Genomic DNA, 17,237 nt, shown 5'->3' with positions numbered 1-17,237 from the left:
AAGGGACAATGTATGTCACAGAAACACCGTTCGTTTCGCAGTCGGCTGGCCATGCTTGGCGGCCTCGTAGCGCTGGTTCTAGCTGGGCAACCTGCACACACTAAGCCCACCGCCGCAGCCGCAGTTTGTGAGGTCACGTACACAATTTCCAATCAATGGGAGACTGGCTTTACCGCCAATGTAAGCGTTAAGAATCTTGGAATCGGTCTCAATAATTGGCAACTAAGCTGGGGGTTTGCTGGCAATCAGACAATTACTAATCTCTGGAATGGCACGCTCAGCCAAACTGGGCCTAGTGTGAGTGTGGCGAATCCAGCATGGGCCGCTAGTTTGCCAAGCAATGGTACCGCTAGTTTTGGCTTTCAAGCGAGGTATAGTGGTACTAATGCATTGCCAACGGCGTTTAAGCTCAATGGAGTCAATTGTGGCGACGATCAGCCCAATCCAACTGCAACCAACACCCTCGTTCCAACCACTCGGCCTGCAACGAGTACCCCAACAACCCCACCAAATACCACAATTCCCACATTAACTGGCACGCCACGACCAACCAATACGGCAATTCCAACCAACATTGCAACAGCCACCAGCACGCCACGGCCAACCAACACCGCTATTCCAACCAGCATTGCAACGGCCACCAGCACACCAATCGGCAATAGCAACACCGACGATTGGTTGCATACCAACGGCAATCAAATTGTTGATAGTGCAGGCCGCCCCGTTTGGCTAACCGGAATCAATTGGTTTGGGTTTAATGCAACTGAACGGGTTTTTCATGGGTTGTGGTCGGCAAACTTAACCACAATGCTACAAAGCATCGCCCAGCGTGGCTTGAATATTATTCGCGTGCCAATTTCAACCGAATTAATTTTGGAGTGGAAGGCTGGGATTTTCAAAACACCCAATGTCAACACCTATGCCAACCCTGAGTTAGAAGGCTTGACCTCGTTGCAAATTTTCGATCGTTTTGTGCTGCTTTCGAAGCAATTTGGCATCAAAGTGATGATCGATGTGCACAGTGCTGAGGCTGATAACGCTGGCCATTATGCCCCATTGTGGTACAAAGGCTCAATCACCAGCGAGCAGTTTTATCAGGCCTGGGAATGGATTACCGATCGTTACAAAAACGATGATACGGTTATCGCAATGGATATTAAGAACGAGCCACACGGCACTGCTCACGATAATCAAAGCAGCGGCCAATTTGCCAAATGGGATAATTCAAGCGACATCAATAATTGGAAATATGTCTGCGAAACTGCCAGCAAACGCATTCTGGCTATCAACCCCAATGTGTTGGTGTTGTGCGAGGGCAACGAGGTTTACCCCAAAGCAGGAGCAAATTACAGCTCAAATAATAAAAACGATTACTATTTCACCTGGTGGGGCGGTAATTTACGCGGCGTGCGCGATTATCCAGTCAATCTTGGAGCCAACCAAGATCAATTGGTCTATTCGCCGCACGATTATGGCCCGCTGGTGTTCAATCAATCATGGTTCTACCCTAGTTTTACCAAAGAAACGCTTTACAACGATGTTTGGCAGCCTAACTGGTTCTTTATTCATGAAGAGAATATCGCACCTTTGTTTATTGGTGAATGGGGTGGCTTTTTGGATGGCGGCGCAAACGAACAATGGATGAAAGCGCTGCGCGATTTGATCAAAGAGCACTATTTGCACCATACGTTCTGGGTGCTTAACCCCAACTCTGGCGATACTGGTGGCCTTTTGGGCTACGATTGGGCCACGTGGGATGAAGCCAAATATGCCTTGCTCAAACCAGCATTATGGGCTGATCGCAATGGTAAATTTGTCAGTCTTGATCATCAAATTCCGCTTGGTGGCGCGGCTACTGGCACAAGCATCACCACCTATTATCAACAAGCAAACCCAGCTCCAACCAACCCCTAAGTAATGGGTTAAATAGTAAAAGGCCTTGACATACTATCCTGTCAAGGCCTTTTCTTTTATGTCAACAAAAATTTAGCAGCAATCGCCTGAGCAGCAAGTTGCTTGTTCTTCTGCTGAGCAGCAGTCGTCGTTCGATTGGGTGGGTTCGTTCGTTGCCATGAGCGGCCTCCTGTAAGTGAACTACCACGCCCACGAGGGGCGTGGCTTCTGCCTTCAACGATGGCTACCAGCATTTCGCTGGATTTACACCATCTCCGGCAGCGTTTTGGCTTTCCGTCGTCCCAACGGCAAGCAGGCGTATTCCTTCGTGCAACATGTTGATCGCGGCGTTGACATCGCGATCATGGATCGCGCCACAGGTGGGGCATGTCCACACGCGATCTGCCAGCATCAGGGCAGTTTTGGTTTTGCAGTGATGGCAGGTCTTTGATGAGGCGTAGAAACGTCCCACCTTAATAACCCGCCGTCCGTGCCATGCTGCCTTATCTATTAACATCTGCATGAAGGTACTGAGGGCGGCATCACTGAATGATTTAGCCAGCTTGGTTTTCACAAGGCCTTTGATATTCAGGTCTTCGATGCACACCACGTCGAATCGTTGAACAATCCCCAACGCATGCTTATGCAGCCAATCGGCGCGTTGGTTGCTGATTTTCTGGTGAATTTTAGCAACGCGCTTACGAGCTTTCAAGCGATTGTTGCTCCTCTTTTGAGCGCGGAAGAGTTTGCGCTGAGCGCAGGCAAGTTTCTTCTGGCTGCGGCGATAGAACTTCGGCGGCGCGGTTTTCTCACCCGTTGACAGCGTGGTAAAGGATTCAAGTCCCACATCAATGCCCACAGGACAATCAGTCGTTGGTTGACCATCAGGGCGTTCAATATGACAGACGAAGACAACCCACCATGCGCCCGTTGGATCGTGCTTGATCGTTGCGCCCTTCGCTGTTCCCATGAGTGGGCGATGAATGATCGCCTGCATTAGTCCGATTTTTGGTACGCTGATGGTACGTTCATCCACGACGATTACGCCTTGCGGGAAGCGTAGGCTGTGAGGGGTGATTTTGCGGGCTTTGAATCGCGGGTACTTGGCGCGTTTGGCAAAAAAGTTGGTGAAGGCGGTTTCTAGATCCATCAGGCTTTGTTGCAACGGTTGCGAATGGCAATCGCGCAAAAAGGCTGTTTTCGGTTGGCGTTTCAGGTCAACCAACATCGCCGCAAGCCGTTGATAGCTCAGTCGTTGACCCGTTATTTGGTAGTGGGTTTGCTTGCAGTGCAATGCCCAATTCCAGACGAAGCGTCGGCAACCCGCCCACTGGACCAAGGTGGTTTGTTGATCAGCGGTAGGGTATAGGCGATATTTATAGCAACGGGTCAGCGTTGACATGATCAGGCTCCTTTTGATTGGCGCTATCCATGGCCATGGTTTGGGCAGAAACCGTCCCCGCCGAACCGTCACCCAGCGGGTACCCGGCATCCATCAGTCCAAAGCCCACGACCCCAACAATGACAGCGTTTCAGCGTGGGGAACGTGCGAAACCCATCCGGAATTGTAGAATGTTCTTAGCACCCAACAAATTTATTTGTATCAAAATTATATACTATTATATATATTTGTCAATAAATAATTATATACAAGTATTGACTAGAGAGCTACTATATAATAGACTATGAATATAAAAACCATATCTCATCAAGGGGCAGACATGTCAGCGGAATTTTACACAACTGAGGAATTAGCCGAATATCTAAAGCTGTCAGAACAGACCATTCGGCTATGGATTAAGCAAGGCAAGGTCAAATCGTATAAGTTTGGACGCGCCCATCGTATCCCAATTGAGGAGGTTCAGCGATTCCTTGAGGAGGCAAGAAAGGAATCGCAAAAAGAAGTAGGTGATAACAAATGAGAATGCCCTCACGCTGCTACAAACAGCCGAGGGCGCGGCTACACCGAACCAAGGAAGGCAGAGCGACGACTATTATACGCGATACTAGTCGTTTTTTTGACTGTATAGAATAGCGTATGTTTCACGCAGTCAAAATAACCGAATAACGCATGATTATATAGTCACGGGGTAGCTTGCTCTTGCTCTCGTTAATTGCTCTTCGTCAGAACTGGCACGCATGCATCCCGCGCGGGGAACCAACAGCATGGGTCTTGGGGCGGGGTGTTCTGCGGCGTTACTATAAATAGTGTTGCAGCATGCGCTTTGAGTCATTCACATGCGTTGTACTATTAAAGACGGTCAATTAGCAAAAGGACGCAGCTTAAACGAGTTGAATTGATTGCGGCTGTGGATAACAATCCAACACATGGCCATCAGCATCGCGCTCAATCGCACAACATTGATCGAACAGCTGGCGTAATTTCTGGCGTGCGCGCTGAACCCGCGATTTTGTTCCCGAAAATGACAAGCCCAATTCGAGGCTCAAGGCCTGTTGACTGATGCCTTCAAAGGCTGTGCGTTGCAAAACCAAGCGATCTTGGGCCGGCAAACGGGCCAACATGTGCTGCACACACTGCTCAAAGTCAGCTAAAATTGGCGGTGTTTGTTGCGGTTCAGCCGTCAAATTTTCATCAATCTCGCTGGTTTCGCGACGGCTACGATAGCGATCGATGAGTTTGCGACGGGCAATTTGCCACAACCAAGCCCGACTACGCTCAGGGTCGTGGAGTTGCTCGCGATTGAGATAGGCAGCCAGAAAAATATCTTGCAACAAATCTTCGACCGCAGTCGGATCAGCCAAACGTGCGCCGAGAAATCGACGGAGTGGCTCGGCTAAATTCAACCAAAGCTGATTCAAATCGAGCTGGTTCATTGCCACACCGCCCAACGACAACAACGAGTTGGTTGATGTGCGTGTGCTTGAATCTGGCGCACAACTCGGGCTGCATCAGCGCCAACGCCGCGCAAGGTTGCCGACGCGAAATTATATTGTTGCTCCAAGCCAACATAATACAGATTATCAACCGTGGTGCTAACTCCAGCCTTGTGCAATGGCAAGCCAGCTTCATCCAAGGCATCGAGGTTTTGCAGGTAGCCTAAAGCTGGCCGATAGCCAGTTGCAAATAACACGACATCAACTGGCTCGGGCTGCCCAGCGGCCCAAACAATCCCAGTTTCAGTAAAACGCTCGAACATGGCTCGACGCTGCGGTTGATTTTGACTAATCTTTCTGTTATACAGACCAGTATCGAGGACAATTCCCTGAGTGCGTTGCTGAATCCAGCGGCCCAAACGGCTATCGAGCGACAAGCGATCAAAGCCCGTCAGCCACCACCACCAATGCAGATCGCGTCCGGCAATCGTTTGGGCTTGAAAGCGAATTGGCTGGCGGGTGGCAAGGGTTACGTTGGCAACCTCGGCAAGCTCAAGCGCAATTTGAATCGCCGAATTGCCAGCACCCACCACAATCACCCGTTTGCCAGCAAAATCACGTGGTGTGCGATAGCTAGCACTATGTAAAATCTGGCCTTGAAATAAACCTTGATCAGGCAATTGAGGCATAAAAGGCCGCGAAAATGCTCCAGTTGCCGCAATAAGCTGGCCAGCTTGAAAAACCCGCCCATCGTTCGTTAGCAGCCGAAAACCAGCTTGCTGGCGTTCGATCGTGCGAATTGGTGTGTTGGTTTGAATTGGCAACTTAAAATGCTCAGCATAACGCCGCAAATAGGCAACCACAGCATCGCGGTCGGGATAGCTAGCAGCAGGCGCAGGAAAATCAAGGCCCGGTAAACTCGAAAATCGAGCAGGCGAAAAGAGCTTCAAACTGGCATAATAGGCTGGCCAGGAGCCACCAACCAGCGGCTGGGCCTCGAGAATTTGAAACGGCACCTTGGCTCGTTGCAGCCAATAGCCAGCAGCGAGGCCAGCCTGACCTGCGCCAATTACAATCGTTTGCTTAGGCATTGCTTGCACCTCGAATGAAGTAAATTGCTGCTGCGCTGATTAGACACATCAGCAACAATAAGCCAAAAAGTGGTTGATAACTATGCAGCAGCGCCACCAACAAGCTGGCCAAAACCGGGGCCAACGCCCGCGCAGTTGTCGTCAACAACGCTAAAGCTCCGCTGATGCTGGCATATTGGGCGCTGCCAAATACATCGGCCACCAAGGCTGCACGAGTTGGAGTCAACGCACCAGAACCAGCGCCAAACAAGCAGGCAAAGAGCATTAAGCCCGCAACGCTTGGCACAGATAAGAAGATTGCAAAAGCCAAGCTTTGCACCAAACACAACATCCACGCTAATTGTGCTTGAGGCAAACGCCGTCCTATGCTGCCAATCAAAATCCGGCTGGGAATTTGCGAACCACCCAAGATTGCAACAGCCAAGGCCTGAATTTCTGGCGCATAGCCTTGGGCTTTAATCGCCGAGATCAAATGCACGCCAAGCGTAAATGTTGCCATCGTGGTCAGGCCAAATGCCAACGCCAACCACCAAAATGCGCCAACGCGCAGAGCCTTGCTCAACGACATCGATGGTTGAATCGGCGGCGTAGACGCAGTGGCAACAACAGGCAACGGCTCTCCATCGGGCAACAAGCCCAAGTCGGCAGGTTTGGCTCGTAGCACCAAGCCATGAAGCGGAATCGTGAGGATCGCCAAGCCACCAGCTAGCCAAAGCAAGACTTCGCGCCAAGCCATTGTGCTGAGCAAACGCGTGATTAAGGGCACATACACAACGCTCGCCAAACCACCACCAACCGTCAAAATGGTGAGTGCATGTTGGCGTTTGCGCTGAAACCATGTTGCGACGACGGCAAATGCTGGCTCATATAAAATTGCCGCCATCGCCACCCCCAAGCCAGCCCAAATCAGATACCAAGCCAAGAGCGTTTGGACATTGGCCCATGCCACAACCAAAACCGTTGCCAAACACGAGCCAAGCGTCATCAAACCACGTGCGCCGTGCTGATCGAGCCAGCGCCCAATTGGCAAGGCAACAATCCCTGAAATAAACAGCGCTAACGAAAATCCACCAGTAAAATGGGCCTGCGACCAACCCAACTCCTGCTGCATCGGAGCCAAAAGCACGCTAAATGCGTAGTAAATCACGCCCCACGAAGTCATTTCGGTAAATCCTAGCGTGCTCACAATCCACCAGCCATAAAATGGGCTTTGCCGCATAACCAAATCCTTTTTTACAATTGCTTGCTAAGCGGCCATTCTACAACTGCAACAGAATCTCGCTGCGGGCTGAGGTTGTGCCACAGCATGCCTCTCCACCAAATTGAGTTTTACAAACTCCCGTTTCAGGCAAGACCAACTGCACATCGCGGGCAGCTTGCCAATCGCCAACAATTGCCGCGACAACCGAGCGCACTTGCTCATAGCCTGTCCGCATCAAAAATGTTGGCGCACGACCATAGCTTTTCATGCCCACAATGTAGAAATTTGGCTCAGGATGGCGTAATTCTTCAGCGCCATGGGGGCGCACCGTGCCACAACTATGCGCATTTGGATCAATCAAGGGAGCCAAAACCCGTGGGCTTTCGACTGCTGAATCAAGCTCCAAACGTACTTCGCTGAGCATAGCCAAATCGGGGCGGAAGCCAGTTGTGGCAATCACTTGATCAAAGCCAGTCAGTTGCTGCTCGGCTGCGTGCAAACACAGTTGTTGACCAATCTGGCTAATTGCATCAATGCGAAAACCAGTAACCAGCTTAAGCCGTCCACTCGCCAGCAGTTGCTCAACCTGAGCACCTAAAACCCCGCGCTGAACCAACTGATCGTTTGCTCCGCCGCCATACAAAGCAGCATCAAGCTGTTCGCGCCGCATAATCCAGGTAATCGTCGTTGCCGACGCTTGTTCAGCGAGGCTAGCCAAATCGAGCAGCGCATTAAAGGCCGAATGGCCACTACCGACCACCGCCACCGAACGATTAGCATAGCGCGCCTGCTCGCTGCCCAAAATATCGGGAATCCCATAGTAAATCTGGGCTGAGGCATTTGCTTCGCCCAAGGCTGGCACACCAGCAGCACCCAATGGATTTGGGCTGCGATAGGTTCCCGAGGCATCAATCACTGCTTTGGCATGAATTTGATAGCTCTCGCCAGCAGTTTCAATTGTTAGCACAAATGGCGTAGTTGCCCGCCCTGCATTTTTCAATTTATCCAAACCCAAGCGCGTAATTGCCACAACTTTGCTATTGAGCCGAATCTGCGATTCAATTTGGGGCAACTGAGCCAATGGCGCTAAATAATCGCGCACCAATTCAGCTCCAGTTGGAAAGTGGCTTAAATCGGGTGCTTGCCAACCAGTGGCAGTCAAAAGCGTTTCAGCCAGCGGATCAAGGTTGAATTCCCAAGGCGAGAAGAGCCGAACATGGCCCCATTTTTGCACCGAATCGGCCACCCGTGGGCCAGCTTCGAAAAGCAGCGGCGTTTGATTGCGCGCCACCAAATGTGCTGCCGCCGCCAAGCCAACAGGCCCCGACCCAATCACGGCCACTGGTAAATGGTCAAAATCCATCCAAAACCTCCTGAATAACGCTAGATTGAAAATTTTCAATATCTAAGCGAAACAAAAATCCACCTCAAAATGATGATGAATTGAATTTTTTCGATAAGCGATTGCTAAAAATATGCCAGCCTTGTGCTGACTAGCATGCGAAGTTTGGTTGCTGCTTAGCCTAGCATAGAGATTGAAAAAAATCAATATCGAAAAACAAAGCTAATTGCAACCACGCGCTAATTGCTTCGTACCATAGCGCTGTGTATACTTATGGAACTACAACTCAGGAGAGAAGCAATGAAATTCTATCTTTCACTCAATTCGATTCCAGAACTTGATGGCTACCCTAAACCACAAAAGCGCCTTTTATGGAAACAAGCGCTAAAAGCAAATCGTAAAAATAAAAGGGTTTGGCTTGGCTATGCTGTGCTCTATGTGGGGATCGTTACTGCAATATTACTTTTTCCAAGGCTCGATAGCCTTTGGATGGGAATGCTAGTGGGTGCAATCACTGGGGGAATTATTGGCTTAATTAGTAATGCCATTATTATTGCTGCACTGCGCCCAACTTTATCCCACTATCGCTATGAGCTTGAGGAGAATGCGGCTGAGCATAAAAATGAATATTTCGTGCCTCATGCTTGATTAATCTCAATTCTAGTACAGGAATCGCCATGAAAATTTATTGGTCGAATAATGCAGTTCCTGAATTGCAAGGGCTTGATAAACATAAACAGATTGATTTGCGCTATCGGGCAATTAAAGCTAATCGTTATAATCCACGCTTATGGTTGGGTTTGCTAGCCATATTTGCGATCCATATGGGAATATTTACATTAATTACATTTAATATTCATTTTTCATTATTATTATCGCCAATTATTCAATTTACAACAACAATGATATTTATATTCTGTTTCAATCAGTATATTATTCGTCTGATTCGACCACATTTGCGTTTATATCGCACGGAATTAGATAAGCCACGCTCAAACAATGATAACGATTATTTTGTGCCACCTGCATTATAGCTATCACAAAAGCTCCAATCTGCAACCTGTTGCTTAAACAAGTGTAGATTGGAGCTACGTAAATTGCGAATTTGGCAAATGCTAGCTATTCGTTGCTTGGACTTGAGCCAGCCGCTGCTCAAGAATCCATTGCAGCACTTCGGCGGTCGAACCAACGCCATCGATACAAATATCGGCAGTTTCGGCCACCGATGGATGCGATTCTGGATTGATTACGCCAATCGCCACAGCTTGGCAGCCACGTTTGCGTGCCGCTGCGATCGCCCGAAAGCCATCAACATCGGTCAAATCGTCGCCAAAGAAAATCGCCGCATCAAGTTTTTGATCGTCGATCAGCCAGCCAACTGCGCTGCCTTTATGCCAACTGACTGGTGGCCGAACCTCGAAAATCATCAAGCCTTCGGTGATAATCAAATTGTGGGCGGAAGCTAATTCGCCCAACACTTTGCGCAACCAAGCTTCAGCAGCAGCTTGATCGGTAGCCAAACGATAGTGCAAAGTTGCGGTGATGCCCTTGGATTCAAGCACAACCCCTTCGGGCAGCTCGTAGCGCTCCATCGCCACCACAAACTCGCGCACCGCAGCGCTAAACGGTTGGGCGGCAGGCACCAGCACACCGCCATCTTGGCCCCACACTTCCAAGCCATGATTGCCAATGTAGCGCATGGCTGGCAATTGCAACATGCGCTGCACATCGCGGGCCGCCCGACCGGAAACCGCCGCAACCAAGGGCAAATGCTCCGATAACTGGCTCAAAGCGGCGCGGCATAACGGATCAACCGTCGCGCCATCAGGCGTTGGCGCAATGCGGCTGATCGTGCCATCAATATCGGTGATCAATCCCAGTCGCTCGACGGCGATAATTGGTTGGAGGCGTTGCTTAAGCGTCGTCGAGAGCAAGGCGTGCTCCTTCTAAGCGGAACCACATAAAACCATGTGGCGCTAACGAGAGAAAATAAGGGGTTTCGGCCACCGCTGGAAATGGCGTTTCGCCAATCAATTCGACCAAGCGCATGCCCGCAAATTCAGCTAAATCAAGCTCAACTGGCTGAATAAAGCGCGAAAGATTATTGACAATCAGCACAATTTGGTCGGAATAGCTACGCAAATAGGCCAAAACTTTGCGATTTTGAGTTTCGAGAATGCGAATATCGCCACGGCCAAAGACCGAATAGCGCTTGCGCACCCGAATCAGCCGCTTCATCCAATTCAGCAGCGACGATTGGACGCGCTCTTGGGCTTCGACGTTGATCGCTTGATAGCCATAAACTGGATCGATAATTACTGGGCTATACAAACGAGCAAAATCGGCAGCTGAAAAGCCCGCATTGCGGTCGCCATTCCACTGCATCGGAGTGCGCACGCCATTGCGGTCGCCAAGATAAATATTATCGCCCATCCCAATTTCATCGCCATAATAAATAATTGGTGAGCCAGGCAAACTCAATAACATGCTATTCATTAGTTCCATTCGCCGCCGTGCGTTATCCATCAAGGGCGCTAAACGACGACGAATACCAATATTGATTTTCATGCGCGGATCGGCTGCATATTCACGATACATATAATCACGTTCTTCGTCAGTGACCATTTCGAGGGTTAATTCATCGTGATTGCGTAAAAATGTTGCCCATTGACAATTATCGGGAATTTTTGGCGTTTGACGCACAATATCGATAATTGGTGTACTATCTTCCTTGCGCAACGCCATAAACATGCGTGGCATAACCGGAAAATTAAACGCCATATGAAATTCATCATCATCGCCAAAATAATGGCGCACATCATCGGGCCATTGATTGGCTTCTGCAAGCAAGACACAATTTGGATAATGCTCATCAACAAATTGGCGCATTTTGCGCAAAATTGCATGGGTTTCAGGGAGATTTTCGCAATTTGTGCCATCGCGTTCGATCAAGTAGGGGACTGCATCAATCCGAAAGCCATCGACCCCGCGATCAAGCCAAAACCGCATCACATTATACATTTCTTCTAAGACAGCAGGATTTTCATAATTCAAATCGGGCTGATGGCTAAAGAAACGATGCCAATAATAGGATTCTGAGAGATCATCCCAAGCCCAGTTTGAGCGCTCTGTATCGGTGAAAATAATCCGTGCATCACGATAGAGTTGATTGTTATCGCTCCAAACATAATAATCGCGATATGGCGAATCAGGTTGGCGCGCAGCTTGAAACCATGGATGTTGATCCGAGGTGTGATTAACCACAAGGTCGATCATCACCCGCAAGCCACGCGAATGGGCTGCTTCGAAAAATGTAACGACATCTTCCATTGTGCCATAACTAGGATGCACATTACAATAATCGGCTACGTCATAACCATCATCTTTGCCAGGCGATGGATAGAATGGCAATAACCATAAACAATCGACCCCTAAACTTTGCAAATAATCCAAGCGCGAAATCAGGCCGCGAAAATCGCCATTACCATCGCCATTACTATCTTGAAAAGCTCGTACATGCAATTCGTAAAAGATTGCATCTTTATACCAATCGTTCTGCATATAACTCCTTTAGTAGCTAGCGTGCTTCCAAACCTGAGGCTTGTTCAACCGACTCTGAACGCTTAACATTGGCAGCTTGCAAAAAGGTATCAACCCACCAGTAAATATCATATTGATTGATTGAATGGCGTAATTTGCTAATGTGTTCCATTCGTTCAGCACGCGGCATTGTGACTGCATTATAAATTGCTTGAGCCGTGCCAGTAAGATCATACGGATTAACCGTCAATGAATGTTCAGATAGTTGCATTGCAGCGCCAGCAAATTCACTCAGGATCAGCACGCCATCATCAGGGCCGCAAACCGCATATTCCTTTGCTACAAGATTCATGCCATCCTTTAATGGCGTGATTAATGCAGCATGAGCGGCGCGATAATAGGCTAATAATTCTTCGCGGGGCAATGAGCGATAGATATAATGAATCGGCACCCAGCCAATTTTGGTATATTTACCATTAATTTCGCTCACCAATTGCTGAATTGTTTGCTTCAAATCGGCATATTCGCTAATATCTTCGCGGCTTGGCACCACTACTTGAGTTAATGAAATTGCTTGCTGAAGTTCGGGGTAGGTTTCGAGCAAGGTGCTAAATGCTTGCAAGCGTTCTGGAATGCCTTTGGTGTAATCCAAACGATCAACGCCAAGAATTAATTTACGCGCTGGAAACGATTCGCGAATTTGGCCATACAAGCTATCAACATCTTGGGTATGCGCAGCTGCGCGAAATTCATGCGGATCGATGCTAATTGGAAAAAAGCCAACTTTGGTTGGATTGCGATCGGCGTGTAAAATTAATGGATATTCACCAGAACGATCAATCTCAGCATCGGGCAATAATGCTTCAACACAAATCAAAAAATTATTCAAATCGCGATTGGTTTGAAAGCCAAGCAAATCATATTCGAGCAAGCCATTGAGAATTTGCTCGCGCCATGGCAATTTGAGAAAAATATCGATGTGTGGAAAAGGAATATGTAAAAAGAAACCAATATGGGCATCGATCCCAAGCTGGCGTAATTCACATGCCACATTAATCAACTGATAATCTTGCACCCAGATATAAGTATCATCGCGATAATGTTCAGCGATGGTTTCAGCATATTTACGATTCACTTGCTCATAGGTTGTCCAATAACTTGGGTCAAAATTACAGCGCGATTGCAAATCGTGAAACAATGGCCAAATAATTTCATTGGAAAAGCCCAAATAAAACTTTTCCTGTTCTTCTTGGCTCAAGTGAATCGCATGCATATGATAACCAATTGAATTTGTTGCATCTTCGAGCAATTGATCAACCGTCTGATCAGCATCATTGGTTCCCGACCAGCCGATCCATGTCCCGCGGGCTTGACGCAAAATTGGGTCAAGCGCAGTAACCAAACCACCAGAGGCAGGTTTGAGCATCGGCGTGCCATTGGGTTGCTCAGCGATTGTAATCGGCAGGCGATTAGAAACAATCATCAGACGATTCGGTAACTCTTGCATGATTTGCCATCCTTCTAAAAACACAGCACTACTATCAATACTATCAATCCACAGCAAAATACGCAGCAATACAGCAGTATTGCAGGCAAATACAGCACAGCGTTGAGCAGATACTTAGGTTGATTAGCAGGGATAGTGCCAGAAATAGCAGGAATTTCGTGGGTTAAACGGAGCGTTTAAGCGATTAGAATGGGCTATTTCGTGGTTTAAGCACAAGCGTATACTGCAATCGAATGTTAATGGATGTTCAAAGGTTAATCAGGCTATAGGCTATAGGCTATCGGAGCATTATCGATCTCAAAAGCCAATAGCCCAAAAGCCAATAGCCCAAAAGCCAATAGCCCAAAAGCCAATAGCCCAAAGCCAATAGCCTAAATTCCATTCAAGCCGAGGGCGACTGCATTGCCGCGCAGGGCCGTAATCACTTCTTCGATCAAGGTTTCGAGTGGTACGTCGAGTTCTTGCGCGCCGCGCAGAATATCTTCGCGATTGACGGCGCGGGCAAAAGCTTTATCCTTCATTTTCTTCTTGACTGAGCTGACTTCAACGCTATGCACGCTTTTATCGGGGCGAACCAACGCCACAGCAGTGACAAAACCAGAAAGTTCATCGACGGCGTAAAGGGTTTTTTCCATAGGCGTAATCCGCTCAACATGGCAATAATCGGCATGTGATAAAATAGCGCGACAAATCTCCTCGCTCCAGCCGAGTTCACGGAGCACCCGCACTGCTTCGGAGGGATGTTCGGCTGTAGGAGATTGGGCAGCATTGGGAAAACGCTCATAATCGAGGTCGTGAATCAAGCCAACAGTTGCCCAAAGCTCGGCATCAGCCTGGTGACGTTGCGCCATATGACGCATGGAGGTAGAAACCGCGAGGCAGTGTTTGCGCAGGCTTTCACTTTGGACCCACTCAGCAAGCAACGCTTCGGCGGCAGCATAACTATTCACCATACAGATCTCCTAAAAATAGCCAGCAAATTGGAGCACATTGCGGGAGCTAAAAAGCAAAGAACACAGAACCAACTCGTTCTATGTTCTTCTTGTATCCATCGCTCCAGCCATATCCACGCAAATGAAACACGAGGCACTGGAAAACGCATTTGGGGTTATAGATGGGTCATTGGCGTTGCCAGCAAAGGTTTATAAGCCTTCGCCATCAAGCCATGCTTGAACCGCAGCATCATCAGCGCCGGTCTGACCACCTGAGATATAGCGAAAACGTTCGCCATAGCCTTCCATAATATCGTTGCGCTTTGCTTCGGTATCAGCGTCGGAAGCCGTGTCATCAATGCTGATAACACTACCCGACTCAAGATCGAGATAACAACTAATCGTCGTATCGGCGGTGCGCAAGGCCTCCAGAATTTGTGCGCGGTCAATGGGCGCAGCCATGGTTGAGTCCTCCTAAGGGTTAGTTGAACGTCGTGGTTCAAACATAGCTTAACATACAAACGTGCCCCAAACGGAACAATGGAGCGCGGTAGTACGTGCGGCATCGCGATCATACTACAGCACACGGTAGAAGTCAAAAAGAACAGGAAGCGTATGCGACAGCCTGCAATCACGCAGTACATCGATACTTATTGGGACAAACTTGTTCGTCAACAGCCGGAAGATCGAAAAACCTTAATTGGCTTGCCCCATACGTTTATGGTGCCAACCCATGACCCAACCTTCCAAGAAATGTTTTATTGGGATAGTTTTTTTATTGCCTTGGGCTTGGGTGGCACACGCTACGAAGCAGCGATTGTGGGCATGGTTGAAAATATGGCCTATCTCTATCAGCGTTTTGGGGTGATTCCCAATGCTAGTCGCTATTATTTTCTTTCGCGCAGTCAACCGCCGTTTTTCACTCAATTGATTTGGCTGGCCTACCAAACGAAAGTAGCAGCAGGCGATGCCGATTGTGCAACGTGGCTGCAAACCATGATGGCCTTGGCTGAGCAAGAACATGCCAGCGTTTGGCTGGCAACCACGCACCCGCATCAACGCCAAGTGCATCGTGGCTTGTCGCGCTATTTTGATATTAATTATCTTGATACCTTAGCCTGCTGTGAAAGCGGCTGGGATCATTCGACCCGCTGCAATGGGCAATGGATGAGCCATTTGCCAGTTGATTTAAATAGCATTTTGTATCTGCGCGAATGTGATTTTGCCCAAGCAGCCCGTTTGCGTGATGATCAAGTAGCGGCTGAGCAATGGCAAGCCCGCGCCGCCGAACGCGCCGCCACAATGCAGGAAGTATTTTGGGATGCAGCCAGCGGCTTTTTCTACGATTACAATTATCTCAACGAAGAACCTGATTTGGAAAACCCATCGTTGGCTGGTTTTTACCCACTGTGGGCTGGCTGGGCAAGCGCAGACCAAGCGTCGCAAGTAGTTGAGCAATGGCTACCCCAATTTATGCGTGCTGGTGGGTTGGTCACGACGCTCAAAACCCATTCAAGCTATCAATGGGCTAGCCCCAATGGCTGGGCACCTTTGCAATGGATTGTGGTTGAAGGTTTGTTGCGCTATGGCTATCAACAACAGGCGCGCGAAGTTATGCACGCATGGTGCTCGCTCAACGAAACAGTTTTTGAGCGCACCAACGCCATGTGGGAAAAATATAACGTAGTTGATCCTGCGGGCGATGTTGAAGGTGGCAAATATGGTTCGTTGCCAGGCTTTGGCTGGTCGAATGCAGTTTATCTCGATTTCAAGCGCCGCGTAGACCAAGCAACAATTGAACGTTGGCAACTTGGCGGGTAATGAGATTCCCTTGCCCCAACCCCTCGCCCGTGCGCGGGTGAGGGGCTTTAACGCCGTGGTTTTCGCCTAATTTGTGGTGAATATTGATGCTCCCCCTCGCCCGCATTTTCGTGGGAGAGGGGGTGAGGGGACATACTTAATCCAACACGCGCTGTACCATGCTAGCCAACATTATTGATCAAATACTCGATCAAGCGCGCCATCGAGGTTAGGTCGGCTAAAGCCACGTGTTCATTAATCACCCGTACATTGCTATCGGGGCGCTGAATGCCCATAGCAACTGCTGGCACATTCATACCTGCGGTAAAGAAGTGTAATGGCACCGAGAATGGCGCAAGCGGCACAACTTGCGGCGTAGCGCCATAGACCTGCTCGACGGCGGTTGCCAAGGTATTTAATAGGGGCGTACTCAGCGCATTCATCGCTGGTGGGTAAGCACCTTTGACAATTTCCAAATGCACATCGTGGAAATCGGCACTATTTAAATGCTCGCGCAACAAACGCACAACTTCGGTTGGCCGTTGTTCGGGCACAAGGCTAAAATCAAGCAGCACTTCGGCGCTGGCTGGAATGGTTGGCGGCGGGCTGTGGCCGGTATCAACGGTTAAATCGGCAACATTACAGGTGGGGTTGAAGGTTTCGGCGCGGGCTAGGCCAGCACCACTCATGCCGAATAAAAACTGAGGCATGCCCCATGCCTTGAGCCGCGTTGCTTCATCAAGCTGCAAACCACGGGTCAGCTTATTGGCTTCACGAGAAGGTGGCACAACCGCATCATAAAAACCATCGATCGTCACTTCTTCACTATCGTTTTTGATGCGATTAACGGCCCAGAGAATCCGCCACGCAGGATTTGGCACGCTGGTCGCCATATCCGCGCCAATCGGAATTTTAGCTCCCTCAGAGCGTAAACGCACCAACAAACGCCCACGCGCTCCAGCATACAAATAGGGCAAGCGCAGATGATCAAGCGTACCACCGAAACTCAGCAACGACATAGTATGCCTATGTCTGTCGTTTGGATGGCACACACCAAGCGAACATGTGTTGGTCTAGGCAGCCACGCAACGGTTTG

General features: G+C 49.0%; 16 protein-coding genes. 5 read left to right on the top strand and 11 right to left on the bottom strand.

What is annotated here, in order from left to right; translation table 11 throughout:
• Positions 1-12 precede the first annotated feature (12 nt).
• Positions 13-1,914: a cellulase family glycosylhydrolase gene (locus JOD20_RS15065; protein WP_204756056.1), complete on the top strand. Its 1,902-nt coding sequence runs from the start codon at positions 13-15 to the stop codon at positions 1,912-1,914.
• 223 nt (positions 1,915-2,137) lie between these two features.
• Here JOD20_RS15065 and JOD20_RS15060 read toward each other — a convergent pair whose 3' ends face one another.
• Entirely contained in the window at positions 2,138-3,295 is a 1,158-nt protein-coding gene (locus JOD20_RS15060; RefSeq protein WP_204756055.1) for an RNA-guided endonuclease InsQ/TnpB family protein, read from the bottom strand.
• A 319-nt stretch (positions 3,296-3,614) separates the two neighbouring features.
• Between JOD20_RS15060 and JOD20_RS15055 the strand changes: the two genes are divergently transcribed.
• Positions 3,615-3,815 carry a helix-turn-helix domain-containing protein gene (locus JOD20_RS15055; protein ID WP_204756054.1) on the top strand — a complete coding sequence of 67 codons (201 nt, stop codon included), beginning with the start codon at positions 3,615-3,617 and terminating at the stop codon, positions 3,813-3,815.
• Positions 3,816-4,176: 361 nt separating this feature from the next.
• Here the strand turns inward: JOD20_RS15055 and JOD20_RS15050 are convergent, their stop codons facing one another.
• The 4 genes from JOD20_RS15050 to JOD20_RS15035 are packed head-to-tail and all read right to left on the bottom strand — an operon-like array spanning position 4,177 to position 8,383.
• Complete coding sequence (locus tag JOD20_RS15050; protein ID WP_204756053.1) at positions 4,177-4,728, bottom strand: sigma-70 family RNA polymerase sigma factor; 552 nt, start codon at positions 4,726-4,728, stop codon at positions 4,177-4,179.
• The gene (locus tag JOD20_RS15045) at positions 4,725-5,819 is read right to left on the bottom strand and encodes a flavin-containing monooxygenase (RefSeq protein WP_204756052.1); all 1,095 of its coding nucleotides are present in this window, start codon (positions 5,817-5,819) and stop codon (positions 4,725-4,727) included. Before JOD20_RS15045 ends, JOD20_RS15050 begins: the two co-directional genes overlap by 4 nt.
• Complete coding sequence (locus JOD20_RS15040; RefSeq protein WP_204756051.1) at positions 5,812-7,038, bottom strand: MFS transporter; 1,227 nt, start codon at positions 7,036-7,038, stop codon at positions 5,812-5,814. Before JOD20_RS15040 ends, JOD20_RS15045 begins: the two co-directional genes overlap by 8 nt.
• Before the next feature lie 40 nt (positions 7,039-7,078).
• Positions 7,079-8,383, bottom strand: coding sequence for an NAD(P)-binding domain-containing protein (locus tag JOD20_RS15035; protein ID WP_204756050.1), 1,305 nt, complete (start codon positions 8,381-8,383; stop codon positions 7,079-7,081).
• 279 nt (positions 8,384-8,662) lie between these two features.
• Here JOD20_RS15035 and JOD20_RS15030 point away from each other — a divergent pair, with 279 nt between their 5' ends.
• Positions 8,663-9,010: a hypothetical protein gene (locus tag JOD20_RS15030; RefSeq protein ID WP_204756049.1), complete on the top strand. Its 348-nt coding sequence runs from the start codon at positions 8,663-8,665 to the stop codon at positions 9,008-9,010.
• Between the two features lie 29 nt (positions 9,011-9,039).
• Positions 9,040-9,396 (top strand): hypothetical protein, encoded by a 357-nt coding sequence (locus JOD20_RS15025; protein ID WP_204756048.1) that lies wholly within the window; start codon positions 9,040-9,042, stop codon positions 9,394-9,396.
• 81 nt (positions 9,397-9,477) lie between these two features.
• Here the strand turns inward: JOD20_RS15025 and otsB are convergent, their stop codons facing one another.
• The 5 genes from otsB to JOD20_RS15000 all read right to left on the bottom strand — a co-directional run bounded on the left by otsB (position 9,478) and on the right by JOD20_RS15000 (position 14,803).
• On the bottom strand, positions 9,478-10,296 hold the full coding sequence (gene otsB / locus JOD20_RS15020; RefSeq protein WP_204756047.1) for a trehalose-phosphatase: 819 nt from the start codon (positions 10,294-10,296) through the stop codon (positions 9,478-9,480).
• Positions 10,277-11,923 (bottom strand): maltose alpha-D-glucosyltransferase, encoded by a 1,647-nt coding sequence (gene treS, locus JOD20_RS15015; RefSeq protein ID WP_204756046.1) that lies wholly within the window; start codon positions 11,921-11,923, stop codon positions 10,277-10,279. Before treS ends, otsB begins: the two co-directional genes overlap by 20 nt.
• 16 nt (positions 11,924-11,939) lie before the next feature.
• Positions 11,940-13,409, bottom strand: coding sequence for an alpha,alpha-trehalose-phosphate synthase (UDP-forming) (locus tag JOD20_RS15010; RefSeq protein WP_204756045.1), 1,470 nt, complete (start codon positions 13,407-13,409; stop codon positions 11,940-11,942).
• A gap of 371 nt (positions 13,410-13,780) precedes the next feature.
• Positions 13,781-14,362: an HDIG domain-containing metalloprotein gene (locus JOD20_RS15005; RefSeq protein ID WP_204756044.1), complete on the bottom strand. Its 582-nt coding sequence runs from the start codon at positions 14,360-14,362 to the stop codon at positions 13,781-13,783.
• A gap of 189 nt (positions 14,363-14,551) precedes the next feature.
• Positions 14,552-14,803 (bottom strand): hypothetical protein, encoded by a 252-nt coding sequence (locus JOD20_RS15000; RefSeq protein WP_054533626.1) that lies wholly within the window; start codon positions 14,801-14,803, stop codon positions 14,552-14,554.
• 153 nt (positions 14,804-14,956) lie between these two features.
• Between JOD20_RS15000 and JOD20_RS14995 the strand changes: the two genes are divergently transcribed.
• Positions 14,957-16,162: a trehalase family glycosidase gene (locus tag JOD20_RS14995; protein ID WP_204756043.1), complete on the top strand. Its 1,206-nt coding sequence runs from the start codon at positions 14,957-14,959 to the stop codon at positions 16,160-16,162.
• A 161-nt stretch (positions 16,163-16,323) separates the two neighbouring features.
• On the opposite strand, the gene JOD20_RS14990 is transcribed toward JOD20_RS14995, so the two are convergent.
• Positions 16,324-17,160, bottom strand: a complete 837-nt coding sequence (locus tag JOD20_RS14990) for a M20/M25/M40 family metallo-hydrolase (protein WP_204756042.1) — start codon at positions 17,158-17,160, stop codon at positions 16,324-16,326.
• Positions 17,161-17,237 lie beyond the last annotated feature (77 nt).

The organism is Herpetosiphon giganteus (genome assembly GCF_016907925.1).
GTDB lineage: Bacteria > Chloroflexota > Chloroflexia > Chloroflexales > Herpetosiphonaceae > Herpetosiphon > Herpetosiphon giganteus.
Note: the sequence above shows the minus strand (reverse complement) of the source record. Positions and strands in the feature narration are given on the sequence as shown.

Coding starts and splice junctions, on each gene's coding strand:
- JOD20_RS15030 (WP_204756049.1), top strand. CDS start 8,663: ATGAAATTCTATCTTTCACTCAATTCGATTCCAGAACTTGATGGCTAC.
- JOD20_RS15000 (WP_054533626.1), bottom strand. CDS start 14,803: ATGGCTGCGCCCATTGACCGCGCACAAATTCTGGAGGCCTTGCGCACC.
- JOD20_RS15050 (WP_204756053.1), bottom strand. CDS start 4,728: ATGAACCAGCTCGATTTGAATCAGCTTTGGTTGAATTTAGCCGAGCCA.
- JOD20_RS15040 (WP_204756051.1), bottom strand. CDS start 7,038: ATGCGGCAAAGCCCATTTTATGGCTGGTGGATTGTGAGCACGCTAGGA.
- JOD20_RS14995 (WP_204756043.1), top strand. CDS start 14,957: ATGCGACAGCCTGCAATCACGCAGTACATCGATACTTATTGGGACAAA.
- JOD20_RS15035 (WP_204756050.1), bottom strand. CDS start 8,383: ATGGATTTTGACCATTTACCAGTGGCCGTGATTGGGTCGGGGCCTGTT.
- JOD20_RS15065 (WP_204756056.1), top strand. CDS start 13: ATGTCACAGAAACACCGTTCGTTTCGCAGTCGGCTGGCCATGCTTGGC.
- JOD20_RS15005 (WP_204756044.1), bottom strand. CDS start 14,362: ATGGTGAATAGTTATGCTGCCGCCGAAGCGTTGCTTGCTGAGTGGGTC.
- JOD20_RS15045 (WP_204756052.1), bottom strand. CDS start 5,819: ATGCCTAAGCAAACGATTGTAATTGGCGCAGGTCAGGCTGGCCTCGCT.
- JOD20_RS14990 (WP_204756042.1), bottom strand. CDS start 17,160: ATGTCGTTGCTGAGTTTCGGTGGTACGCTTGATCATCTGCGCTTGCCC.
- treS (WP_204756046.1), bottom strand. CDS start 11,923: ATGCAGAACGATTGGTATAAAGATGCAATCTTTTACGAATTGCATGTA.
- JOD20_RS15055 (WP_204756054.1), top strand. CDS start 3,615: ATGTCAGCGGAATTTTACACAACTGAGGAATTAGCCGAATATCTAAAG.
- JOD20_RS15060 (WP_204756055.1), bottom strand. CDS start 3,295: ATGTCAACGCTGACCCGTTGCTATAAATATCGCCTATACCCTACCGCT.
- JOD20_RS15025 (WP_204756048.1), top strand. CDS start 9,040: ATGAAAATTTATTGGTCGAATAATGCAGTTCCTGAATTGCAAGGGCTT.
- JOD20_RS15010 (WP_204756045.1), bottom strand. CDS start 13,409: ATGCAAGAGTTACCGAATCGTCTGATGATTGTTTCTAATCGCCTGCCG.